The organism is Betaproteobacteria bacterium, from assembly GCA_016720855.1.
GTDB lineage: Bacteria > Pseudomonadota > Gammaproteobacteria > Burkholderiales > Usitatibacteraceae > FEB-7.
The window spans coordinates 1,314,023-1,335,272 of the sequence record JADKJU010000001.1 but is presented as its reverse complement, the minus strand read 5'-3'; the positions used below and the strand labels follow the sequence as shown (position 1 = coordinate 1,335,272).

Annotated in this window: 26 protein-coding genes; 9 read left to right on the top strand and 17 right to left on the bottom strand. The window is 67.7% G+C overall.

From position 1 onward, the window contains the following. Positions 1-7 precede the first annotated feature (7 nt). From IPP91_05885 to IPP91_05875, 3 genes are read left to right on the top strand one after another with little or no spacing between them, the layout of a single operon-like run. Positions 8-727: a zf-TFIIB domain-containing protein gene (locus IPP91_05885; GenBank protein ID MBL0141593.1), complete on the top strand. Its 720-nt coding sequence runs from the start codon at positions 8-10 to the stop codon at positions 725-727. A 14-nt stretch (positions 728-741) separates the two neighbouring features. After that, positions 742-1,305 carry a hypothetical protein gene (locus tag IPP91_05880; protein MBL0141592.1) on the top strand — a complete coding sequence of 188 codons (564 nt, stop codon included), beginning with the start codon at positions 742-744 and terminating at the stop codon, positions 1,303-1,305. Further along, the gene (locus tag IPP91_05875; GenBank protein ID MBL0141591.1) at positions 1,302-1,727 is read left to right on the top strand and encodes an META domain-containing protein; all 426 of its coding nucleotides are present in this window, start codon (positions 1,302-1,304) and stop codon (positions 1,725-1,727) included. The genes IPP91_05880 and IPP91_05875 overlap by 4 nt, the downstream gene beginning before the upstream one ends. A gap of 9 nt (positions 1,728-1,736) precedes the next feature. On the opposite strand, the gene IPP91_05870 is transcribed toward IPP91_05875, so the two are convergent. From IPP91_05870 to IPP91_05815, 12 genes are all read right to left on the bottom strand, one after another. After that, positions 1,737-2,633 (bottom strand): glycine zipper 2TM domain-containing protein, encoded by an 897-nt coding sequence (locus tag IPP91_05870; GenBank protein MBL0141590.1) that lies wholly within the window; start codon positions 2,631-2,633, stop codon positions 1,737-1,739. A 93-nt stretch (positions 2,634-2,726) separates the two neighbouring features. After that, the gene (locus IPP91_05865; GenBank protein MBL0141589.1) at positions 2,727-4,637 is read right to left on the bottom strand and encodes a potassium transporter Kup; all 1,911 of its coding nucleotides are present in this window, start codon (positions 4,635-4,637) and stop codon (positions 2,727-2,729) included. A gap of 108 nt (positions 4,638-4,745) precedes the next feature. Beyond that, the gene (locus IPP91_05860) at positions 4,746-5,363 is read right to left on the bottom strand and encodes a hemolysin III family protein (GenBank protein ID MBL0141588.1); all 618 of its coding nucleotides are present in this window, start codon (positions 5,361-5,363) and stop codon (positions 4,746-4,748) included. Positions 5,364-5,395: 32 nt separating this feature from the next. Next, complete coding sequence (locus IPP91_05855; GenBank protein ID MBL0141587.1) at positions 5,396-5,557, bottom strand: hypothetical protein; 162 nt, start codon at positions 5,555-5,557, stop codon at positions 5,396-5,398. A gap of 105 nt (positions 5,558-5,662) precedes the next feature. Continuing rightward, positions 5,663-6,499 carry an NAD-dependent epimerase/dehydratase family protein gene (locus IPP91_05850; protein ID MBL0141586.1) on the bottom strand — a complete coding sequence of 279 codons (837 nt, stop codon included), beginning with the start codon at positions 6,497-6,499 and terminating at the stop codon, positions 5,663-5,665. Then, positions 6,499-7,170: an O-methyltransferase gene (locus IPP91_05845; GenBank protein MBL0141585.1), complete on the bottom strand. Its 672-nt coding sequence runs from the start codon at positions 7,168-7,170 to the stop codon at positions 6,499-6,501. Before IPP91_05845 ends, IPP91_05850 begins: the two co-directional genes overlap by 1 nt. 71 nt (positions 7,171-7,241) lie before the next feature. Beyond that, a complete protein-coding gene (locus IPP91_05840) occupies positions 7,242-7,901 on the bottom strand; it encodes a hypothetical protein (GenBank protein MBL0141584.1) in 660 nt (219 codons plus the stop codon). A 10-nt stretch (positions 7,902-7,911) separates the two neighbouring features. Beyond that, positions 7,912-8,571 carry a carbonate dehydratase gene (gene can / locus IPP91_05835; protein ID MBL0141583.1) on the bottom strand — a complete coding sequence of 220 codons (660 nt, stop codon included), beginning with the start codon at positions 8,569-8,571 and terminating at the stop codon, positions 7,912-7,914. 10 nt (positions 8,572-8,581) lie between these two features. Then, positions 8,582-9,241: a metal-dependent hydrolase gene (locus IPP91_05830; GenBank protein MBL0141582.1), complete on the bottom strand. Its 660-nt coding sequence runs from the start codon at positions 9,239-9,241 to the stop codon at positions 8,582-8,584. 57 nt (positions 9,242-9,298) lie between these two features. After that, positions 9,299-9,655: an HNH nuclease family protein gene (locus IPP91_05825; protein ID MBL0141581.1), complete on the bottom strand. Its 357-nt coding sequence runs from the start codon at positions 9,653-9,655 to the stop codon at positions 9,299-9,301. Between the two features lie 10 nt (positions 9,656-9,665). Continuing rightward, positions 9,666-10,163, bottom strand: coding sequence for a hypothetical protein (locus IPP91_05820; GenBank protein MBL0141580.1), 498 nt, complete (start codon positions 10,161-10,163; stop codon positions 9,666-9,668). Between the two features lie 130 nt (positions 10,164-10,293). Further along, on the bottom strand, positions 10,294-10,815 hold the full coding sequence (locus tag IPP91_05815; GenBank protein ID MBL0141579.1) for a GFA family protein: 522 nt from the start codon (positions 10,813-10,815) through the stop codon (positions 10,294-10,296). 171 nt (positions 10,816-10,986) lie between these two features. On the opposite strand from IPP91_05815, the gene IPP91_05810 reads away from it, so the two are divergent. The 3 genes from IPP91_05810 (at position 10,987) to IPP91_05800 (ending at position 14,437) form a co-directional block, all read left to right on the top strand. Then, positions 10,987-12,879: a C1 family peptidase gene (locus IPP91_05810; GenBank protein ID MBL0141578.1), complete on the top strand. Its 1,893-nt coding sequence runs from the start codon at positions 10,987-10,989 to the stop codon at positions 12,877-12,879. Positions 12,880-12,944: 65 nt separating this feature from the next. After that, a complete protein-coding gene (locus tag IPP91_05805; GenBank protein MBL0141577.1) occupies positions 12,945-13,682 on the top strand; it encodes an SDR family NAD(P)-dependent oxidoreductase in 738 nt (245 codons plus the stop codon). Positions 13,683-13,729: 47 nt separating this feature from the next. Beyond that, positions 13,730-14,437 (top strand): sulfite exporter TauE/SafE family protein, encoded by a 708-nt coding sequence (locus tag IPP91_05800; GenBank protein ID MBL0141576.1) that lies wholly within the window; start codon positions 13,730-13,732, stop codon positions 14,435-14,437. 1 nt (position 14,438) lies between these two features. Here IPP91_05800 and IPP91_05795 read toward each other — a convergent pair whose 3' ends face one another. Next, positions 14,439-16,013: a hypothetical protein gene (locus tag IPP91_05795; protein ID MBL0141575.1), complete on the bottom strand. Its 1,575-nt coding sequence runs from the start codon at positions 16,011-16,013 to the stop codon at positions 14,439-14,441. Between the two features lie 84 nt (positions 16,014-16,097). Between IPP91_05795 and IPP91_05790 the strand changes: the two genes are divergently transcribed. Then, positions 16,098-16,340, top strand: a complete 243-nt coding sequence (locus IPP91_05790) for a hypothetical protein (GenBank protein MBL0141574.1) — start codon at positions 16,098-16,100, stop codon at positions 16,338-16,340. Between the two features lie 88 nt (positions 16,341-16,428). Here IPP91_05790 and IPP91_05785 read toward each other — a convergent pair whose 3' ends face one another. Further along, on the bottom strand, positions 16,429-17,967 hold the full coding sequence (locus tag IPP91_05785; protein ID MBL0141573.1) for an alkaline phosphatase D family protein: 1,539 nt from the start codon (positions 17,965-17,967) through the stop codon (positions 16,429-16,431). Further along, positions 17,960-18,478, bottom strand: coding sequence for a disulfide bond formation protein B (locus IPP91_05780; protein ID MBL0141572.1), 519 nt, complete (start codon positions 18,476-18,478; stop codon positions 17,960-17,962). The genes IPP91_05785 and IPP91_05780 overlap by 8 nt, the downstream gene beginning before the upstream one ends. 48 nt (positions 18,479-18,526) lie before the next feature. On the opposite strand from IPP91_05780, the gene IPP91_05775 reads away from it, so the two are divergent. Continuing rightward, positions 18,527-19,153 carry a hypothetical protein gene (locus IPP91_05775; GenBank protein ID MBL0141571.1) on the top strand — a complete coding sequence of 209 codons (627 nt, stop codon included), beginning with the start codon at positions 18,527-18,529 and terminating at the stop codon, positions 19,151-19,153. 16 nt (positions 19,154-19,169) lie between these two features. Here the strand turns inward: IPP91_05775 and IPP91_05770 are convergent, their stop codons facing one another. Both IPP91_05770 and IPP91_05765 read right to left on the bottom strand, forming a co-directional pair. Further along, on the bottom strand, positions 19,170-19,670 hold the full coding sequence (locus IPP91_05770) for a universal stress protein (protein MBL0141570.1): 501 nt from the start codon (positions 19,668-19,670) through the stop codon (positions 19,170-19,172). A 32-nt stretch (positions 19,671-19,702) separates the two neighbouring features. Continuing rightward, entirely contained in the window at positions 19,703-20,389 is a 687-nt protein-coding gene (locus tag IPP91_05765) for a TerC family protein (protein MBL0141569.1), read from the bottom strand. A gap of 408 nt (positions 20,390-20,797) precedes the next feature. Here IPP91_05765 and IPP91_05760 point away from each other — a divergent pair, with 408 nt between their 5' ends. Then, the gene (locus tag IPP91_05760) at positions 20,798-21,223 is read left to right on the top strand and encodes a LysR family transcriptional regulator (protein ID MBL0141568.1); all 426 of its coding nucleotides are present in this window, start codon (positions 20,798-20,800) and stop codon (positions 21,221-21,223) included. The last annotated feature ends 27 nt before the right edge of the window (positions 21,224-21,250 follow it).

Genomic DNA, 21,250 nt, shown 5'->3' with positions numbered 1-21,250 from the left:
GCACGCCATGACGACAACCCTTGCCTGCCCGAGTTGCCGCGCTCCGATGGACAACCGGCGCTTCGGACGCCAGGTCCACGGCGAAGTGACTCTCGACTTCTGCTGGGACTGCCACGCGATCTGGTTCGACCCGTACGAAAGCACGGGGCTCGCGCCCGCATCCGTGATCGAGCTCTTCCGGGTGATTCACGAGCACCATGGCGATGCGGCGCGCGCGCTCGCCGATTTCATGGGCTGCCCGCACTGCAAGGCGAAGCTCGCGCTCACGCAGGACATCCAGCGCACCAACCGCCTGAACTACTACCGCTGCCCGAACGGCCACGGCCGCCTCACCACGTTCATCCAGTTCCTGCGCGAGAAGGAGTTCGTGCGCTCGCTTTCCCAGCCGGAAATCGACCGGCTGAAGGCGACTGTCTCGCAGGTGCGCTGCTCGAGCTGCGGCGCGGTGGTGGATCTCGCCCGCGACAGCGCCTGCCCCTACTGCCGCTCGCCGATCTCGGTGCTGGACGCCGACGCGGTCGAAAAGGCGCTCGCTGCGTTCTCGGAGGCCCATCGCAAGCACACCGCTCCCAACGCCCAGGAGCTTGCCGCTGCGTTCGAGTCGCTGGTCGCCACGCACAAGAATGCGCCCCGCGACAGTTCGTGGACGCGGAATATTTCTCCCATGAATTCCACACCGGCGGTTGTCGACCTGGTGATCGACGGCATCGGCTGGCTACTCAAGTGACAGGAAAATCCCGCATGGCATTCTCCCCCGCATTGCGCGCGGCGCTACTCGCGGCCGCCGGCCTCCTGCTCGCGGCCTGTCAGACGGTGAACACGATCTCCGACGGAGCGGACGCAAGCCTGATGCTCAAGGGCCACGACCCCGTTGCCTACTTCACGCAAGGGCGCCACGTGGCCGGCAGCCCTGCAATCAAGGCCGACCACGACGGCGTCACCTACCGCTTCGCGAGCGCGGAGAACCGCGATCTCTTCGTGAAGGAGCCCTTGAAATACGCGCCGCAGTTCGGCGGCTTCTGTGCCAACGGAATCGCCTACGCGATCCCCTGGGGCGGCGACCCGGATACCTGGAAGATCATCGACGGCAGGCTCTACATCTTCGGCGGTCAATCGTCGAGGAAATACTTTCTGATGGACGAGAAGCGTAATCTCGAACTTGCCCAACGCTACTGGAAGGAAGAGGTGAATGGCATGAACCCGCGCATCCAGACTGCCAGGCGCCTTGTCTTCAAGGTGCCCGGCTACAAGACCGGCAAGGAACTCGAGGCCCAGTGGCAGGCGAGCCAGGGGAGGGGGTCATGAAGCGCCTGCTTGCCCTTGCCTTTGTCCCGCTGCTGGCCGCCTGCCCGCTGGTGCCCGTGAAGCGCGAGCCGCCTCCGCTTCCGTTCACCGGGACGAAATGGATACTGATCACCGAGCGCAAGGTTTCTGGAGAGGCGCCTCACCTCGAGTTCGGTGACGGCGCGGTGACGGGTTTCTCCGGCTGCAACCGCATCATGGGCCGCTACTTCCAGGACACCGTGGGGGCGGGGGCGATCGTCTTTTCGCACATCGCCTCCAGCAAGCGCATGTGCGACGACTCGCGGATGGCGATCGAGGACCGGATACTCAATGTGCTGCGCAGCTCCACGAACGTGAGGGTGACCGGCAACACGCTGCGCATCGACGGGTCGGCGGGCGCGCTGGACTTCGTGGGTCCCGAGCCGCCTCCGCCGCCCAAGTAGGACGGAATATCAGCGGCGGACGAGCTTGCCGTTGTCGATCCGGACCTTGTCGCCCGCGCGCCACGAAGGTTCGGAATTCATGCGGACCACCCTGCTGGAGCCGTCATCCAGCCTCACGCGCACGTCCCAGGCCGTGACCGTGTTCCTGTTCTTCTCGACCTCGTTGCCGACCAGGGCGCCGCCGAGCGCGCCCGCGACGGTGGCCACATCCTTGCCGCGGCCTCCGCCCACCTGGTGGCCGAGCACGCCGCCCAGGACGCCGCCTATCACCGCGCCGGCGCCGCTTCCTTCACCCTTCTGTTCGATCGGCGTGATGGAGGCGACGGTGCCGCAGTCGCGACAGATCGCCGGGGGCGGAGGCGGAGCTGGTTCGGGCGCGACCATGGCCGGGGGCGGGGCGCTCGGGGCATAGGCCGGCGCGCTGGTGGCATAGCTGGGTGTGCCGGGTGCCGGACTCCCGGCAACGGGCGCTGCAGGGGCGGGCGCCGGCCTGGCCACGCGCGGCTTTTCAGGGGCAGGCTGGGGCTGGGCCTGCATCGGAGCCGGCGCAGCCTGGGGAGCGGGCGCTGTCGCCATGGGGGCATAGGCGGGAACGGGCGCTTGCGCGGGAGCGGCCATCACGGGTTCCGGAGCCGGAACGGGAGCCGGGGGAGGAGGCGGTGTGGGAGCGGGGGCCGGTTCGGCCGGCTTCGGCGGCACCACGGCGTCCGGCACCGTTCCCGCCTGCTGCGCGGGCGAGGCCATGCCGACCGGGCTCGTGGGTGTTTTCGACGGTTGCCCGGGCAGCAGGCCCAGGTAGGAGGCCGCGCCTGCCGCCCCGAAGAGCACGACGGCGATGGCGCCGACGACGATGCCGGGATGGATGCCTGACTTGGGGGTAGCGCCGCCGGGTGCGGGAGTGCTCATCGAGGTCTCCTGAAAGCGATGTCCGCGCCGCACGAACGCGCGGCGCCTCTGGACAGATTAACGCGAATTGCACCGCCCCGTTGACGGGCGCGGTCAGATGTCCACGTGCGTGCCGAGTTCCACCACGCGGTTGATCGGGATGTTGAAGAAATCCGTCGCGCGCGTGGCGTTGCGGTTCATCCACGCGAACAGATGGTCGCGCCAGGTCGCCATGCCGGGCCGCTCGCCGGCGCAGACGATCGTCTCGCGCGACAGGAAGTACGACGTCTCCATCGGGTCGAACGCTAGCTTGTAGCGCAGCCGGCAGCTCTCGAGGATATCCGCCACGTCGGGTTGCTCCTTGAACCCGTACCAGGCTTCGATCTTCCAGAAGCCGTCGCCCAGCGGCTTCAAGTGGACGCGGTCCTCGACGGGCACCGTCGGCATGTCGTGCGTCACGACCGTCAGGAACACGACGCGCTCGTGCAGCACCTTGTTGTGCTTGAGGTTGTGCAGGAGCGCCGAGGGGACGGTGGCGGAGGACCCGGTCATGAAGATCGCGGTGCCGGGTACCCGATGCGGCTCGCCCAGCGCGAGGCTCCGGAGGAAGGGCTCGAGCGGGATGCCCTGCTCGGCGAGCCGTCGCGCCAGGAGCCTGCGCCCGCGCTTCCAGGTGACCAGCAGCGTGAAGCAGCCCGCGCCGATGAGGAGCGGGAACCATCCGCCGTGCAGGAACTTCGCCGCGTTCGAGGCGAAAAAGAAGAGGTCCACCACGAGCATGGAACCGATGATGCCGAAGGTTGCGAGCGGGGACCATTTCCACAGCCGGTGCGCCACGACCATCGCGAGGAGGCATTCGATCACCATCGTCGCGGCGACCGCGATGCCGTAGGCGTTGGCGAGATCGCCAGAGGTCTTGAAACCCAGCACGAGCAGGATCACCGCCACGAGCAGCGTCCAGTTCACGAACGGGATGAAGATCTGTCCGATCGTCTTCGACGAGGTGTGCAGGATTTCCAGCCGCGGGATGTAGCCGAGCAGGATCGCCTGGCGAGTCATCGAGAAGGCGCCCGTGATGACGGCCTGGGAGGCAATCACGGTCGCCGCCGTCGCGAGCACGACCATCGGCAGCGTCCCCCAGGCCGGCACCATCAAATAGAAGGGATTCTTCACCGCCTCCGGATGGGCGAGCACGAAGGCTCCCTGGCCGAAGTAGTTGAGCAGTAGCGAGGGCATCACGAGGCCGAACCACGCGATGCGTATCGGTCGTTTTCCGAAATGCCCCATGTCGGCGTACAGCGCCTCGCCGCCGGTGAGCGCCAGGAACACGGCGCCCAGCACGAAGAAGCCGAGCACCGGGTTGGCGGCCAGGAACTGCACCGCGCACGCCGGGTTGGCGGCCGCCAGGATCGCCGGGTTCCCTGCGATGCGCCAGGCGCCGATCGTACCGATGGCGAGGAACCACAGGGCGGTGATCGGGCCGAAGAGCGCGCCCACGCTCGCGGTGCCCTTGCGCTGGATCACGAAGAGGCCAGTGAGGATCGCGATCGTGATCGGGATCACCCAGTGCGAGAACACCGGTGTGGCGACCTCGAGGCCCTCGACGGCCGAGAGCACGGAGATGGCCGGCGTGATCATGCTGTCGCCGTAGAACATCGACGCTCCGAAGATGCCGAGCATGATGACGAACCAGCGCTTGCGCGGCTCGCCTTCCAGGCCGCGCAGCGCGAGGGCGAGCAGGGCGAGGATGCCGCCCTCGCCGTTGTTGTCCGCGCGCATCATCACCGAGAGGTACTTGAAGGCGATGACCCAGGCCATGGACCACGTGATGAGGGAAAGCAGGCCCATCACGTTGTCCGGCGTGAGCGCGATGCCGTGCTCGGGGCTGAAGCATTCCTTGAGCGCGTAGAGCGGGCTCGTGCCGATGTCGCCAAACACGACGCCGAGGGCGCCGAGCACGAGCGCCGCGCCGGACGCGCGCGGGATGTAGGCTGCTTCCTGTGACGGTGCTGCCGGGGAACTCATGCAAGCTCCCGCGCCGGTCGGGTTCCCGACGCAAGTGGCGCTGGACTATACGCCGCTATGCTGCGCTGCACAATTACGAAAAAGGGGTCTGTCCCCTTTTTCACTATTTCAGGCGACGTAAAGGACGATGGCCACGTAATGCAGGGCACTTCCGCCGAGAACGAAGAGGTGCCAGATGCCGTGGAAGTGCTTGAAGCGCTCGTCGAAGTGGTAGAAGAAGACGCCCGCGGTGTACACCACGCCGCCCGCCGCCAGCCACGCGAACCCGGCCCACGAGAGCGCCTCGATGAGGGGTACCACCGCCACCATCCCCACCCAGCCCATGATCAGGTAGATCGCGAGCGACAACATCCGCGCGCCCTTGGCGATCCACAACTCCTGCACGATGCCCAGGATCGCGAGCCCCCACACGATGCCGAAGAGCGACCATCCCCACGGGCCGTTCAGCGTCACCAGCGTGAAGGGCGTGTAGGTGCCGGCGATGAGGAGGTAGATCGCGGCGTGGTCGAACTTGCGCAGGACCGCCTTCGCCCGGCCGCGCGTGGAGTGGTAGAGCGTGGAGAAGAGGAAGAGGGAGAAAAGCGTGGCCCCGTAGATCGAGAAGCTCACGATCTTCCAGGGATCCCCCTTCAGCGATCCGATGACGATGAGGACGATCGCCCCCACGAGCGCGAGGAGCGCCCCGGAAAGGTGGGATATGCCGTTGAATCTTTCGCCGCGATACATCGGGGGTTGCCCCCGGGGGGAGGCTCGCGGACTCAGGCGGGCGGGGCGTCGGCCTCGGGGGCCGGGGCGGCTTCGCCGCCTTCACCGTCTTTCGCCTGCTTGTTCGCCATCTTGCGCTGGAGTTTTTCTTCTTTCTTGCGCTTCTGGTCGAGTTCGCGTTTGCGCTTTTCGAATGCGTAGTTGGGTTTGGCCAAGATCGAGCTCTCCTTCCGGCGGTTGGGTCGGGGCATTTTCGCACGGAAGGCACGCAAATGCTTGTCTTGGCGCAATCAGCCGGGCCCGCGACCCCCGGGTGAACCCTAGTCGGAGGCGGCCAGGAGCGCCCCGAAACCCTCGCGATAGGTGGGGTAGAGGAATCGGAACCCCTCCCCGCGCAGGCGGGCGCTGGAGATGCGCTTGTTGCCTCCGCGCTGCGGGGCATCACCCGCCACCTCGCCAGGCGGGGGCGGATCGACGCCAAGCCTCGCGGCGATCCAGTCGAGGATTTCGCCCATGGGCGTGGGCGCCTCGTCGCTGCCGAGGTATAGCGGCGCGACGGTCGACTGCCCGACGAGATGCACCAGCGCTCGCGCGCAGTCGTCGCGGTGGATGCGGTTGGTGATGGCGCAGCGCGTCTTCGCGGATACAGGCGCGTGCGTGCGCACCATGCGGATGAGGCGATCGCGTCCCGGCCCGTAAATGCCGGAAAAGCGGATCGCGGCGGACTCGATCGATGCGGCGGCAAGAAGTGCTTCGCCCTCCAGGATCGTCCGGCCCGAGAAGCCGCGTGGCTCGGCGGGAGAGTTCTCGTCCACGACGCTGCCGTCGTCCTGCCCGTACACGCCCGTGGAGGAAACGAAGATCAGCCGTTTCGCCGCGCCCTGCGAGGCCGCTTCGGTCACCCGCGCCAGGCCCTCGACATAGGCATCGCGGTAGGACTCCGGCGTGAAGCCGTCGGCCGAGACGCAGTACACCACGCACGACGCTTCCCGAAGCGCCGCCGGATAGGTGGCCGGGCGGAGGACGTCCATCGCATGCGAACCGGGTTCATCGCGGGCCGTGCGCCGCCCGATGTCCACGGTATGACCCGCCTGCGCGAGCAATCCGGCAGCGACCGTTCCCACATACCCGGCGCCGGCGATGAAGACCTTCGCCATCAGGTCACGACAAGCGCGATCGCGAAACCGTCGTATCCCTTGATGCCCACCGTCTGGATGGCGGTGGTGGAAACGCGCGGCTCGGTGGCCATCATCGCGACCAGGCGCCGCACTCCCTGCACGGCCGCATCCTCGGTCGCGGCGTTTGCGACCTCGCCCTTTCGCACCATGTTGTCCACGACGATCACCGTGCCGCGTCGCGAGAGCTTCAGCGCCCAGGCGAAGTACTCCGGGTTCGACTGCTTGTCGGCGTCGATGAAGACCAGGTCGAAGGGACCGGCGCCCTCGCGTTCCAGCTCCGGCAGCGTATCGATGGCGCGGCCCAGGCGCACCTGCACGATGTTCGCGAACCCCGCGCGGGCGATGTTGGCGCGCGCGATCTCGGCGTGCTTCGGGTCCACCTCGAGCGAGATGAGCCGCCCGCCGCCCGGCGGCAGGGCACGCGCGAGCCAGATGGCGCTGTAACCGCCCAGGGTTCCGATCTCGAGGATGTTGCGCGCGCCCTGGATGCGCGCCAGCAGGTTCAGAAGCTTGCCGTGCGGGGGCGAGACGCTGATCGCGGGAAGCCCGGCCACGTCGCTGTCGTGCAGCGCTGCATCGAGGGAGGCATCCGGCTTGACCAGCGCGTCGGTGAGGTACCGGTCGACGGCGTTCCAAGTGTCCTGGGTCATGGCGACAAGACTATCACCGTGGCGCGTCTACCGGTCCACGCGTCTGCTCGCCGGGGATGGACGCGAGGAATTCAGCGACGCTCGCCTTCGTTGGCCGGTTCTTCGGTTCGGTCATTGGATTGCCTCATCGTGGGCATTGCCGATTCCGGGGAAGGTTCCTCGATCCGGCCTTGGTCTCCTCCCGGCATGGCTGCCGCCGAAGAGGAGGGCCGGAACAGGAATGGTCCCGAGCCGGGTCGCGGGGCATGCTGACGCTGCTCGACGATGTAACGGGGAATGAGGAAGAGAGGCGTCTGTGCGCCAGGAGGGCGCGGGCCGGCCGTCACCAGGAAGTTCGCCTGCTCGCGCTTGAAGGGCATCAGTTGCAGGGAGCGCGCGAAGTCGCCGTACTCGCGCAGGACCGGTTCCACATGCGCGATCTGCCCGTTCTCGCGGAACACGAGGAGAGTCTCGTCGGCCCGGATCGAGGTCATCGTGATCCGCTTGTCGCACTCTTCCTTCGTGAGGTGGAGCTTGCGGCACGCCTCGCGCGGCGGCGTGGGCGCGGCGAACACGAAGAGTTCGTCCCAGGAAAAGCGCGTCAGCGTGCCCAGGTCGATCTCGGCCACGCCCTGCTCGCGCAGCGCCTTCGCCATCGCCTTGCCCACGTCGCCCGTGCGCCAGCGGCGGGAAATGTCGCCGCATCCGGCAAGGAGCGCGGCAGCCAGGGTGAACACGAAAAATCGGCGCACGGCCAGCGACTCAGGCGGCGCGGCTGTCGACCAGCGCTGCCAGCGCTTCCGCGCGCCGGGTCTCGACGTCGGACGCCGCGTTCACGGTCATGCCCAGGTCGTGCAGCAATCCGTCCTGCAGCCCGTAGATCCAGCCATGCACCGAGACATCCTGGCCGCGCTCCCACGCGTCGCGCAGGATCGAGGTCTCGCAGACGTTCACGACCTGCTCGATCACGTTGAGCTCGCACAGCCGGTCGGATTGCGCGGCAGCTTCCGTGAGCACCGAGATCACGTCCGCGTGCTTGTTGCGAACGTCCTGCACGTGGCGCAGCCAGTTCTCCACCAGCCCCAGCCGCTCCCGCCCGAGCGCCGCGCGCACGCCGCTGCAGCCGTAGTGGCCGCAGACGATGACGTGCCGCACCTTCAGGATCTCGACCGCGAACTGGATCACGGAAAGGCAGTTGAGGTCCGTGTGCACCACCACGTTCGCGACGTTGCGGTGCACGAAGAGCTCGCCGGGCTGGAGCCCCACGATCTCGTTGGCAGGCACCCGGCTGTCCGCGCAGCCGATCCAGAGGTACTCGGGGGATTGCTGCTGCGCGAGTTCCTGGAAGAACGCGGGGTCGTGCTTGCGGATGCGCTCGGACCAGGACTTGTTGTTCTCGAAGAGGCGGGGCAGGGATCGCATGGCGTGGCGTTCAGGGGCGGGATTCGGGGCGACGGTGATTATCGACCCAGTACCCCCACAGCACCAGAAGCCACTGCGCCTGCCCGACCCACGCGATGGCCTGCACACTGGGCGGCGGCGGTCCGACGACATTGCCGGCCTGGATGCCGAGCAGGAAGACGACCAGCCCCATGAACGCCCAGCGCCCGACCGCATCCACCGCAGCCGTGCGGCGGGCGTAGAGCCAGGCACCGGCCAGGAAGAGCGGCACCTCGATCGCGAGTGACAGCGGTATCGAGGACCACGCATTCATTCCCACGAGCGTCGCGGAGCCGGGGTACAGCGGCAGGTCCGGCTGGTGCACGATGGCGTCGAGCAGCCAGTGGCTCACCACCAGCGCGGCGAGCACCAGGGCGCCGCGGCGGTCCTTTCTCAGCACGAGGTAGATGCCGCCGACGAGGACCGCCCAGCCGGCCACGGCAAGCAGGCTGTGCGATACCGGGTAATGATCGAAGACGAGCGGGGTCACCGCCGTTGCTCCCGGCGCGATGCGCACGGTCTCGACACCGGCCAGCAGCAGCGTGGGCCAGAGGAGGTCGATGAACTGGGCGGCCGCGAAGAGCCAGCCCAGCGAGATCTGCGGGGCGATCGACTTGGCGCCGAAGCCCGCGCCGAAATGGCCGATGAACATCGTGGCGCTCCAGTTCCCTTCCCGTGGAATCGGACGAAGCGGCCTGGCGGCCGCGGCCTACTTCTTTCTGTCCAGCAACGCCTTCAGGTCCGCGAAGGGCGAGAAGGTGGCGCTGGCCGCGCCCTTTTCTTTCGCGCTTCCCCCGGTGGCTTCCAGTTGCCGCTGGTGCTCGTTGTCGTGGCAGTAGACGCACAGCAATTCCCAGTTGCTGCCGTCCGCGGGATTGTTGTCGTGATTGTGGTCGCGATGGTGGACGGTGAGCTCGCGCAAGTTGGCGCGCGTGAACGTGCGCGCGCAGCGCCCGCACACCCACGGATAGATCTTCAGCGCCTGGCCCCGGTAGGTGAGGGCGCGCTCGTCCGCCGCGCGCCGGGCGTCGGCGACGATGCGATCGAGCTTTCCCGGGTCTGCCACGGCGTGCGTCCTACTTCACTCGCTGCACTTTCGGCGAGCGGTTGGTGCCGTCGATCTCGAGGTAGAACGCGCCGAGCGCGCCGCGCCGGACGCGCACCTTCGGATCCTTCAGGTACAGCACGGCCCGGCTGTCGTCGGTGACCTGCCACACCTGGCCGTTGGCGAGGGTGATCCGGGAACCCGGAGCCCATCCTTCGACCGGGCCGGGAATGGAACTCTCGACCGCGTCGAGCTGGGCGGGTGCAGTCTTGTACTCCAGGCCGAACTGCGCGGGAGTCTGTGCGGCCGCCGGCTGCGGCGAACCGGGAGTTGCGGCGGCGGGCATGGCCTGCGGCGCGGCGGCAGCGGGCGCGCCGGTCGCAGCCTTGGCTCCGGGGACGGGCACGACCAGCGCGTCATAGCAGGTGAGGCGCGCGGCGGAATCGGTGATGGCGCGGCAACGCAGGATCCCCGCGTCATCGGCGAGCGCCGTGGTCGAAACGAGCAGCAGGAGCAGGACGGCCCTCATGGGAATCTTCCGCAAGCGTGGCAAGAACCGCATTCTGTCGGCGCGGCGGGGCCGGGTCAAACGAATCACAAGATTGGGTGGCGGATACTCGTGCCGTTCCCGGAGCTACGTGAATGCCGGTCGCCGGCAGTCAGGCTCGCGGCCTGGTCGTCGCCCGCCAGGCCTCGATCAAGGGGAGCAGCGCCTTGCGGCGCTCGAGGCTTTCCGCGGGCCAGTGCTTCTCGCGGTCGTAGTATTCCGGCACGGACGGTGCGCCTGGCGGGATCACCACCCAGGGCTGCTTCGATGCCGTGAAGATGTGGATGTCGGGCGGCAGGTGATCGGGCTCATCGAGCGTGCCGACGCGGACGAACTTCACCGCGGGGCCGGCGCCGGCGTAGTGGCTCCACAGGGCGATCCTGCAGCGCGGGCAGCGGGCGATCTTCTGGCCCTGGCCGCTGTTGGAAGGTGTGTCCACGATCTCGGGCTCGCCGCCGAGGTTCGTCACGCGGTCCGCTTCGATCATCGCGTTCAGCGCGAACGAGGCGCCGCTTTCGCGCTGGCACCACCGGCAATGGCAGCAGTGGACGAAGAGCGGGCGGGTCTCCATCCGGTAGCGGATGTGGCGGCAGTCGCAGCCGCCTTCGAGGGGGAAGGGGTGGGACGGTGTCATCGGGCGATGTCCTCGATAGGACGGAATCGACGCGCGTCATCAAGTCGCGATCCGGAGCCGAAGGCGCGATCGCAAGCAACGTCTGACAACACCCGCCTCACAAATAATAGCGCTTGCATTCTGTGCGTGTAGCATTGCAGGGTCAATGCGAAGTCCATGAAGGAGAAGTCCATGGCCTCGAAATCGCGCCGCATCAAGTCCCCGCCCGCTTCCTCCCGCTCGCCCGCCTCGAAGAAGCCCGTCCGCAACGTCACCCCCGACAAGGTCGACCTGCGCGACCGCGCCTACCTCCCCTCCGTCGCCATCGTCCCGCCGCTTGAATTCCTCGCGAAGACGAAGCTCCCGGTCCTGAGCCAGGGCAACTCGAACGCCTGCACGGGTTTCTCCCTCGCCATCGTCGTGAACCACCTCCTGCAGCAGTCCGGCCGCAAGACGGAGGCGGCGGTCTCGCCCTGGATGATCTACTCGATGGCAAGGCGCTACGACGAATATCCCGGGGCCGACGACGTGGGTTCAAGCCTGCGCGGCGCCCTCAAGGGCTGGTACAAGCACGGCGTGTGCGCGATGCGGCTGTGGAGCCAGATCGACATGCCGAAGGCGACCAACATTCCCGGCGAGGACTACTGGCTGGATGCGGTGAACCGCCCGATGGGCGCGTATTACCGGGTGGACACGCGCTCGGTCACGGACATGCACGTGGCGCTCAACGAGACCGGCATCCTCTACGCCAGCGCCACCTGCCACGACGGCTGGCTGGAGGACGGCAAGACGAAATCGCGCAAGGGCTGGGCGATTCCTTTCCGCAAGGCGAAGCCCGGCGACGGCGGCCATGCATTCGCGATCGTGGGCTATGACGCGCGCGGCTTCCTCGTGCACAACTCGTGGGGCGAAGACTGGGGAGACGGCGGCTATGCCACGCTCACCTATGAGGATTGGACCGAGCACGCGATGGACTGCTGGGTGGTGCAGGTGGGCGTGGTCACGGACGAGCATCGACGAGTGGCCGCTTCCGCCACGCCGGCGAGCGGGAAGAAGAAGGCCGCGCTTTCCGGCGACAAGGTCCTCGCGCGCCACCAGCTCGCGCCCTACATCATCGACATGGAGAACAACGGGTGTCTTTCCGGCTCCGGCGAGTTTCGCACCGGCGAGGACGACGTGCGCGCGCTCGTCACCGACTACCTCGATGCCGCACGCAAGGACTGGGGAATCAAGGCCGGCCAGCCGCTGGACCTGTGCATCTATGCGCACGGCGGGTTGGTGGGAGAGGGTGATGCGGCCGACACGTGCGGTAAGTGGTGGCCGGCGCTTTATGCGGCGAAGCGCTTCCCGATCTTCCTCATGTGGGAGTCGGATCTGTGGTCCACGATGAAGGGGCGGCTCGCCGATGTCGTGAAGGGCATTCCGCGGACGACGGGCGGGGTGTTCGACATCGACGACAAGATCAAGCGCTGGTGGGACAAGCGGCTGGAATCCGCTCTTGCGCCGCCGGGCTCGATGCTGTGGGGCGAGATGAAGCAGAACGCGCAGGCGATCTCGGGCGAGGCCACTTCGGGCGCACGGCTTCTTTTCAAGCACCTCGCCGGATCGGAGGTTGCGAACGAGCATCCAATCCGCCTGCACCTGGTCGGGCACTCGGCGGGTTCGATAGTCCACTCGTATCTTGTCGACCGGTTCGCTGCCCACGAATGGGAGTTCGAGAGCGTTTCCTTCATGGCGCCGGCCGTCCGCGTGGAAACGTTCGACGAGCGCGTGCGGCCGTGGCTGGAGAGCGGGCGCGTGAAGCGTTTCCGGGAATTCCACCTTACCGACAGCGCCGAACAGCAGGACCCGACCTGCAAGCCGATCCTGGGTTACGGCCGTTCGCTTCTCTACCTGGTGTCGCAGTCCTTCGAGGGCGGGCGCGAGGTGCCGATCCTCGGCATGGACAAGTACTTCCCGGCCGATCTCGGGCGGATGCGTTCCGTGAAGGTTTTCAAGGCCCCCGGCGGCGAAACCTCCAGCACCACGCATGGCGGATTCGACGACGACCTCGCCACGATGGCCACCGTCATCGCCGGCATGTGACAATTGCAGAATCAGAAAAGGGGACAGACCCCTTTTAGAGAAATGGGGTTTGTCCCCTTTATTCCATGAACCTATACATCGTCACCGGACATACCAAGGGGCTCGGCCAGGCGCTGGCCGCGCAGCTGGGCACGGAGCAGGACGTCGAGCTCATCGCGCTCGGCCGCGGCCAGGACGGGCCCATTCCCGGCGGCGCGCAGCTCTTCGTGGACCTGACCGACTCCCGCGCCCTCGACGTCGCGTTCGACCGTGTCGTGGAGCGGCTGCGCGGCAAGCGTTTCGACAAGGCGGTCCTCATCAACAACGCCGGCGCCATCTCGCCCGTGGGCATGATCGACCGCGTGGATGCGCTGGAACTCGAGCGCAGCCTCGCCGTCAACTTCACCGCGCCCATCCTCCTCATGCGCCGCTTCCTTCTCGCCACGGAGGTTTCGGCGAAGCTGCGCCGCGTGATCAACATCTCCTCCGGAGCGGGCCGCCGCCCCATCTTCGGCTGGGGCGCGTACTGCGCGGCCAAGGCGGGGATCGACATGGTCTCGCGCGTGGCGGCGCTGGAAGCGCAGACGGCACAGACGGGCGTGCAGGTCGTGAGCCTCGCCCCCGGCGTCATCGATACGCCCATGCAGGGTGTGGTGCGCAGCGCCAGTCCCGAGGAATTCGTCGATGTCGAGAAATTCCGGCAGATGAAAGCCACGGGGCAGTTGCGTGCCCCGGCCGACGTCGCCGCCGACATCCTTCGCCACGAGAAATCCGGGAAGCTGTTCGCCGAGCCGATCGCGGACCTGCGCACGCTCGAGGCGTGATCACCGAAGCGTTTTTCTTCGCCGTGGCCGTTCCCGCGGTGCTGATCATGGGCGTGTCCAAGGGCGGGTTCGGCAGCGGGCTGGGCATCATGGCGACTCCCCTTGTCGCGCTGGCGGTCCCGACCCCGCAGGCGGCCGCGATCATGCTGCCGATCCTGCTGGTGATGGATGCGACCGGGCTCGTGGCCTACCGCGGCACGTTCCATCGCGCGAACCTGGGGCTTCTTCTCGCCGGGGGCGTGACGGGCATCGCGCTGGGCGCACTCACGTTCCGCTTCTTCAGCGAGGCGATGATACGCACGCTGCTTGGCGCGATGGCGCTCGCGTTCGTGGTGCACCGGGTGCGCGCGGGCGGGACGAACGCCCCTGCCGTGACGGGTTCGAAGGCGAAGGGCTTCTTCTGGTCCACGCTCTCCGGCCTCGCGAGCACGATCGCGCATTCGGGCGGGCCGCCGCTCAGCGTCTATCTCCTGCCGCAGAAACTCGACAAGGCGGTCCTCGTGGGCACCACGGTGGTCTTCTTCGCGGTCATCAATGCGGTGAAGATCGTGCCGTATTTCTGGCTCGGGCTCTTCGATGCGAAGAACCTCCTCACGTCGCTGGTGCTCGCGCCGCTGGCGCCCGTGGGGATCATGCTCGGCGTGTGGCTCATGCGCCGCCTGTCGCAGGAGGTGTTCTATCGCGTGGCGTACACGTTGCTGACGCTCGTGGGGATGAAGCTGCTCTGGGATGGCGTGCGCGGCCTGGCGGCCTGAATCACTTCGCCGCGGACCTGAACAACCGGCGAATCGCACCGGCAATCCACGCCAGCGGCAGCACGCCGGTCAATGTCCAAACGATGAGCGGCAACGTGGAGCGGCGTGCGGGCGGGGGCAGCAGATCCGGGTCGCGCAGCGCCGCGGGAAACGGGCGCGGCGGCACGGGCACGACCTGGAGTTCGGCCGGGTCGCGCGGCAGGGCGTTCATGTATTCGCGCGGGTTGGCGGCGGGCCACGTGCCCCAGCGGCGCGATGACGGGATCTGCGGAAGGCGCACGCCGACCAGCGCCTCGACATCCTCCGCGAGCATTTTCGCCAGGGCTCCTTCCACAGGGTCTGCGCCGTGGCGAACGAACTGCATCAGGCTGAAGACCGTCTCCTCGAAGGCTGCCGCGGGCATGAGTCGCGTGCGGTCCTCGCTCAGGTATTCGTAGGCATTGCGCGCGGCTGCGATTGCGCCTTCCGTGAAGATCTTCGCGGGGATGGATAGCCACGCGAGCGGTGTGTCGGAAGGCCCGCGGTTCGGAAGGTTCCAACCCAACGCACGCAAGGTATCGACGCTGATCGAGGCGCAGTTCATCGTCGCGTGCCGGTACTCGAGCTGATGACGCCAGAACTGCAGGTACAGGCGGTTGAGCGCCCCCTGCACGAGGGCGGGCGCGCGGTCGTCGGCGAGGATCGCGAGCATCACGTACGACGGCCGATACCACGCCTGGCCGCCGTTCAGGTCGGCGAGGTAGTTGTCGAGCGGGACCGGGGCGGGAAGGATGCCCTTCTCGCTTTCCGAGTCGAGCGTGTAGAAGTTGGCGACGAGCAGGTCGGAAAGCCTTCCGTCGGCCGGCAGTTGACCGGTGGCCAGGGCGAAGTGACCGCCCCACGCCTCATCGTCGTCGCCCTGCGCGCCATTGAGCACGAACGCGAGCACCGGGCGGCCGGCCCAGTCGCGGCGACCCGGATGGCGTTCCCACACCGGGTGCGTCTCGGGGGGCGAATCGGCGCCGCCTCGCGGGGCGCTCCGCAGGAGGCCGCGGATGCAGAGGCGGGGGGTTCGTGATTCCGTCAGTGCGACGGCCTTCGCGGTCGAATCGAGCCGCCAGTCCTCGGGCCAGAGCGTGCGCGCGGTGAACTCGCCTGCGAGCCCCGTCTCGCCGCGCATCGTGACCGTGCGCTCTGAGAGATAGGCAAAGGTGGACGCGTCGGCCCACGACCGGTTGAGCGCGATCTTCGGCACGAGGGCGAGCGGCGTGATCTTCCCGGCATGCTCGCAGGAGCGCCCGTCCGCGGCGATGCGAACGCCGGCCTTTCGTTCGGCGGCCGCGATCCAGACGAGCGGCGGGTGCGCGAGCGGGGTGGGGTGCGCGGCCCAGGCGGCAATGTCGGCAAAGGCATCGGTTCCCTTTTCGCAGCCGGCGAACGGGCCGGCAACGGGCACCGCGATCGTTTCGGAGGCGAACAGGAACCGGGCCGCGGGAATGAGGCCGGCGCCCGCCGAGGCGCCTGTGGCGAGGCGGAACCCGGCCGCGTCGTAGGGGCCGAGCGGGGCGTCGGGCAGGGAGGATCGGGTTTCGGGCATCGCAGCCCGCATCATGCACTTCCGCCCGCCTTGGGTTAGACTCGGCGCGCCTTACCCATACCTGAACGAGAGGAGCATCGACCCATGAAGCGTATCGTTGCAGCCATTGCCGCGACGTTGTTCGCCGGCTCGGCGTTCGCGTTTCACTGCCCGGCCGACATGAAGAAGATCGACGGCGCGCTGGCCAAGAAGCCCGCGATCTCGGAAGCGCAGATGAAGGATGTGGCGAAATACCGCGCCGATGGCGAAGCGCTGCACAAGGCCGGCAAGCACCAGGAGTCCGTCGACACCCTGGCCAAGGCCATGAAGATCCTCGACATCAAGTAGCGCCCTCGAGGGGTAACCCCCGAGCGAATCCGCCGCGCCATCCGCGCGGCGTTTTTTTTGGGGACGTGTTCGTGAACACGCCCCCAAATTATTCGAGGCCCGGGCGGCCGGCGGCGACGGTGAAGGTGGCGGCCGTGGAAATGCCGGCGTCCTCGCGTTTCACGGAATCGACCACGCGAAGCCGGGTCTCGATACGGTCGTGCCCGATGTCGAGCATCACGTAACCGCGCCGCGATCCGTCGGCGTACTTGATGTGCGGGTTCGCGTCGCGGATCGCCAGCACGCGCTTGGGATCGGGCCCCAGCGCGGAAATGGAAGTGCCGCAGAACTCCGCCGCCATCACCGGCGAATCGGCCTCGTCGGGCCGCGCGTGGATGTTCGCGACGTAATTGGCGTGCACGTCGCCGCCCAGCACCACGGGATTCGCGGCGCCGCTCTTCGCGAGCGAATCGAGCAGTTGCGCGCGCGCCCACGGGTAGCCGTCCCAGCCATCGGTCCAGTGCTGCATGCCCTTCGTGCCCGGATGCCCCGCCGGCGCCATGAGCGTCTGCTGCACGATGAGGTTCCAGCGCGCCTTCGACGCCTGGAATTGCCCGTCCAGCCAGCGTTCCTGCGTGGCGCCCAGCATCGTGCGGCCGGCCGCGACGCGCTGGGTGCACGACGGGCCGACGACGCCGCTGCCCCCGCGAGAGGCCTTCTGGCACGCCTGGTGATCGCGGTACTGGCGGTCATCGAGCACGAAGAGGTTGGCGAGCGGTCCCCACGCGTGCGTGCCGTAGATGCGCACTTCGCCGTCGGCGCGCATGAGGCTCGGACGCAGCGGCAGGTGCTCGAAGTAGGCGCGGTAGCCCGCCGCCCGCCGCTCGAGGAATTCCGGATCGAGGTCCTGGCCGCGGTCGCTGGCGTAATCGTTGGACACCTCGTGGTCGTCCCAGGTGACGATCCACGGCGCGCAAGCGTGGGCCGCCTGGAGATCCGCGTCCGACTTGTACTGCGCGTAGCGGTCGCGATAGCCGGCAAGCGTCTTCGGCTCGGTGGAGTGGTGCTGCCGCACGTTCGTGCCCTTGCGGCTTCGCTCGTAGATGTAGTCCCCCACGAAGGCGACGAGGTCGGGTGAGTCCGCGGCGAGATGGCGGTGCGCCACGAAGAGCCCCTGTTCGTAATGCTGGCAGGAGCCAAGGGCGAGCCGGAGCGTCGAATCGGCGGCGTCCGCGGCGGGCGCGGTGCGCGTGCGGCCGACGGCGCTCGCCTCGCCCCCCGCGATGAATCGGTAGTGGTACCAGCGCGCAGGCTCGAGCCCTTCGACTTCCACGTGCACCGCGTGGGCACGTGAGGCCTGGGCCGTCGCCGTGCCGCGTTTCACGATGCGAGAGAACTTCTCGTCGTGGGCGATTTCCCATTGCACGTCGATGCCCTCGGGTCCGAGGCCGCCACCGGCGAGCGGATCGGGTGCGAGTCGCGTCCACAGGACGACGCCGGCAAGCGTGGGCGAACCCGAAGCTACGCCGAGCGAGAACGGATAGGCGGTGAACTTCGCGCGGGCCTGGGCGCGGACGAGGGCGGGCGAGAGGAACCCCGCCGCCGCGAGGGCAGCGGCGCGCCGGAGAAATGCGCGGCGATCAGGCAAGAGCGGGGGCCGGGCGCTTGCGGAAGATCGCGAGCCAGACCGACGTCGCGACGAACAGCAGGAACCACACGAACGCCCATTCCGCGATCGACAGCCCGAAAAGGCTCCATTCGACCTTGGCGCAATCGCCCGTCCCCGCGAAGATCTTGGGAAGGGCCTGCGCGAGCGGGAAATTGCCAAGAAGGAAATCCATGTCGCCCGACATGCAGTTGGCCGGTTGCGGCGAGGGAAACCGCTGCAGCAGCGACTGGCGCACGGAGACGCTCCCGCCCGCGACGGCAAAGGCGGCGATCAGGAACGAATAGACCCGTACGCCCAGGTGAATCGGGCCGTGGATGGCCGCGATGAGGGCGACGGTGCCGATCATCACGAACGCATAGCGCTGCAGGATGCACATGGGGCAGGGATCGAGTCCCACGGTGTGCTGCAGCACGAGGCCGAAGCCGATGAGCGACGCGCAGGCGAGAAAGACGCCGGCGAAAATGGCACGAGAAGGAATACGGTTCAACATGGCGACCATACGGGCTGAGATGCGCGATTTTCCCACAGGTTCCCAGCGGTGTCGTTCGACGATCGTCAAACGGGGCACCGGCGCATGACACTTTGGGGCAATACGTGGCCGAGTTGTCGGGCGGGTGCGACTGCCTGCGGCGCGATCGAAGTGTCGCACGTCACATCCGTGGCCTCGGTGCCGGAAAGTGCAACTGAAACAACCGGTTACAGCACAGGATTTTCTGCGCTCGCGGAAGACGTGGCGGGCATTCTTCTTGCGCGTATCCAGGGACGTAGTTCGTGGAACCCAATGGCCATGCGCGCCCCGCTCTCCGTCTTGCTGGTTGCCCTGGTTGCCCTGGTTGCCCTGGTTGCCCTGGTTGCCCTTCCCGCGGCCGCCGCGGATGAGGCCCCGTTGCGTCTGCCCGCGAACCCATACGCAAGCCCGCTCGCCGGGGGGAACGCGAAATCGACCTTCGATCCTCTCGCGACCGAGAGCCGGCTGGAACGCGCGCCAACCCTGCACCTCAAACCCGGCACGTCCTGCGGCGTTTCGGAATTCGAGGTCTGCCTGGATTCCACGGGCCGCATCACGGTTCCCGGTGCCAGGCGGTTCATGCCGGACCTGCCCGGGCTCACCCCCGAGCGGCTCACCATCAAGCGTAGCGGCATCGCCTTCGGCTACACCTTCTGAACGCGGTAGCGGGTTCTCAGTCGTCCGCCGCGAACACCAGGAGCGCCACGCCGATGCCGAGCGGGATGGCCAGGCGTTCGAACGCCGGGGTCGGGGCTGCCGGGATGACCCGCACCGGCACGCTCGCGGTCTCCAGGAGCCGCGTGCTCACCGAATTCCAGATCAGCCTGCCGAGCAACCCGCGCTTCGTTGCGCCCAGGACGATCTCGTTCGCGCCGACCAGCCGCGCGGTGTCGACGACCCCCTGCGCAATCGGCCCCACGACGGCATGGGTGCGGCAGGCGATGCCCGACGCCTCGACGAGTCGGCGGGCGGGCTCGAGGGCGCGTTGAGCGTTGTCCTCGCGCCAGTCCTCGCGGTCGCGCCGGGATACGAACCGGGAGACATGGCGCGGCAAGCGTGGCTGCACGTTCACCAGGTCGATGCGTTGGACCCCGGCCCGGCCTTCGGCCACGGCGGCCCTGACGGCCGCCAGGCCCTTGGGAGATCCATCGACGGGTATCAGGATTCGTTTCATGGCGTGGCTCCTGTCGCGTTGCAGTAGGGGATTCAAACGGCCTGGGGTGCCCGCTCGAGACGGCGGCGGGCGAGGGAACCGGCGCCGAAGACGGCGACGAACACGAGCGCGTACATGCCCAGGCGGGCCGAGTCGTGAGTGACGAAATAGTCGGCCAAAAGGGGCTCGCTCACGATCATCCTGGCGGCGGTCCAGGCGAGGATGGCCACCCCGACGTGGACGATGCGCGGGTAGCGCGCGACCCAGTGGAGGATGAGGGTCGAGCCCCACACGACGATGGGAATGCTGATGACAAGGCCGATCACCACGAGGGCGAAGGACCCGTGCGCGGCGCCGGCCACGGCGAGGACGTTGTCCAGGCCCATGGCCGCATCCGCGACGACGATGGTCTGCATCGCACCCCCGAACGTGACGGCGGCCTTCACCTCGTGCGAATCGCCGTTGCCGGGCTTGAGCAGCCTGAACGCGATCCACACGAGGATTGCGCCGCCCGCCGCCATGAGCCCGGGAATGCCGAGCAGCCACACGACCACGAGGGTCATGAGGATGCGCACCGCGATGGCCCCGACCGTCCCCCAGAGGATCGCCTTGCGCTGCAGTTGCGGCGGCAGGCTGCGTGCGGCGAGCGCGATCACGATCGCGTTGTCGCCGGCGAGCGCCAGGTCGATCACGACGATGGCGGCCAGAGCCGACAGGAACTCCATCGAGACGATCTCCATCCGCGTTCTCCTGGGTCGGGAATGAGGGAATTATCCAAAGCCCCGCCCGCTGGCGGATGGAATTGCGCAATCGAGCGATTGCATCTTTCGATGCATTGCGAATTCGAATGACGCGAGGATTGCGCGTTCGGTCGCGAGCCGATATAAAGACAGCGCGATCCGCCTTGGCGGATCGCGCCCTCCAAAGGGGAGTAGCTTTTACGGCGATGTCGTCAATACGGGCCTTCGGGCCCCGGTATCGTCGGCAGGCGGAGCGCCAGGCGCCCGTTTGTTAGCGAGACCTTTGCCAGATCGCGGCAAAGGCCCTTCGTTTCTGCGGCCTTTGACCCGACCGGGGCAAAGGCCGCGTCGTTTCCGGACTCCGGAAGCGGCGTGGAACGGCTAACGAACTTTCGCCAGGAGAGTCCCATGACCCGAGCCCGCCTGCGGCGCTACTTCCGACACGGTTTCTTCCCGCAGCTGACGGCATTCGAGGCCTGTGTGCGCCACGGCAGCGTCACACGCGCCGCGGAAGAGCTGTCGCTCGCCCAGCCCACCGTATCGTGCCTCATCCGGAAACTTTCCGAGACGATCGGCGCGCCGGTGCTCGAGGCGCGCTCGCGCCGCATGGAGCCCACTGCCGAGGGACGCGAGCTCCTGGTTCTCTGCGCCGAACTCTTCGGGGCGTTCGACCGCTACGACGAACGGCGAGCGGGCCGGGCCTCGCAGGCGCGGGAGGCGGGCACGCCGTCGCCGTTGCTTTCGGGCGCCGTCGCACTGTTCACGCCGACGTATGCGGGCGTGCAACTCACGCTCGAGCGTCCGGACCTTGCCGACCTGTCCCCGAAGGTATGATCGGCCTGATGAATCTGCCGACGGAGG

What these genes read in the sequence shown, in the direction of transcription:
- IPP91_05830 (MBL0141582.1), bottom strand. Translation starts at nt 9,241, where the DNA reads ATGTTCATCGGCCATTTCGGCGCGGGCTTCGGCGCCAAGTCGATCGCC.
- IPP91_05845 (MBL0141585.1), bottom strand. Translation starts at nt 7,170, where the DNA reads ATGACCCAGGACACTTGGAACGCCGTCGACCGGTACCTCACCGACGCG.
- IPP91_05760 (MBL0141568.1), top strand. Translation starts at nt 20,798, where the DNA reads ATGACCCGAGCCCGCCTGCGGCGCTACTTCCGACACGGTTTCTTCCCG.
- IPP91_05820 (MBL0141580.1), bottom strand. Translation starts at nt 10,163, where the DNA reads ATGAGGGCCGTCCTGCTCCTGCTGCTCGTTTCGACCACGGCGCTCGCC.
- IPP91_05765 (MBL0141569.1), bottom strand. Translation starts at nt 20,389, where the DNA reads ATGGAGATCGTCTCGATGGAGTTCCTGTCGGCTCTGGCCGCCATCGTC.
- IPP91_05865 (MBL0141589.1), bottom strand. Translation starts at nt 4,637, where the DNA reads ATGAGTTCCCCGGCAGCACCGTCACAGGAAGCAGCCTACATCCCGCGC.
- IPP91_05815 (MBL0141579.1), bottom strand. Translation starts at nt 10,815, where the DNA reads ATGACACCGTCCCACCCCTTCCCCCTCGAAGGCGGCTGCGACTGCCGC.
- IPP91_05850 (MBL0141586.1), bottom strand. Translation starts at nt 6,499, where the DNA reads ATGGCGAAGGTCTTCATCGCCGGCGCCGGGTATGTGGGAACGGTCGCT.
- IPP91_05860 (MBL0141588.1), bottom strand. Translation starts at nt 5,363, where the DNA reads ATGTATCGCGGCGAAAGATTCAACGGCATATCCCACCTTTCCGGGGCG.
- IPP91_05790 (MBL0141574.1), top strand. Translation starts at nt 16,098, where the DNA reads ATGAAGCGTATCGTTGCAGCCATTGCCGCGACGTTGTTCGCCGGCTCG.
- IPP91_05780 (MBL0141572.1), bottom strand. Translation starts at nt 18,478, where the DNA reads ATGTTGAACCGTATTCCTTCTCGTGCCATTTTCGCCGGCGTCTTTCTC.
- IPP91_05805 (MBL0141577.1), top strand. Translation starts at nt 12,945, where the DNA reads ATGAACCTATACATCGTCACCGGACATACCAAGGGGCTCGGCCAGGCG.
- IPP91_05875 (MBL0141591.1), top strand. Translation starts at nt 1,302, where the DNA reads ATGAAGCGCCTGCTTGCCCTTGCCTTTGTCCCGCTGCTGGCCGCCTGC.
- IPP91_05800 (MBL0141576.1), top strand. Translation starts at nt 13,730, where the DNA reads ATGGGCGTGTCCAAGGGCGGGTTCGGCAGCGGGCTGGGCATCATGGCG.
- IPP91_05880 (MBL0141592.1), top strand. Translation starts at nt 742, where the DNA reads ATGGCATTCTCCCCCGCATTGCGCGCGGCGCTACTCGCGGCCGCCGGC.
- IPP91_05770 (MBL0141570.1), bottom strand. Translation starts at nt 19,670, where the DNA reads ATGAAACGAATCCTGATACCCGTCGATGGATCTCCCAAGGGCCTGGCG.
- can (MBL0141583.1), bottom strand. Translation starts at nt 8,571, where the DNA reads ATGCGATCCCTGCCCCGCCTCTTCGAGAACAACAAGTCCTGGTCCGAG.
- IPP91_05810 (MBL0141578.1), top strand. Translation starts at nt 10,987, where the DNA reads ATGGCCTCGAAATCGCGCCGCATCAAGTCCCCGCCCGCTTCCTCCCGC.
- IPP91_05870 (MBL0141590.1), bottom strand. Translation starts at nt 2,633, where the DNA reads ATGAGCACTCCCGCACCCGGCGGCGCTACCCCCAAGTCAGGCATCCAT.
- IPP91_05885 (MBL0141593.1), top strand. Translation starts at nt 8, where the DNA reads ATGACGACAACCCTTGCCTGCCCGAGTTGCCGCGCTCCGATGGACAAC.
- IPP91_05795 (MBL0141575.1), bottom strand. Translation starts at nt 16,013, where the DNA reads ATGCCCGAAACCCGATCCTCCCTGCCCGACGCCCCGCTCGGCCCCTAC.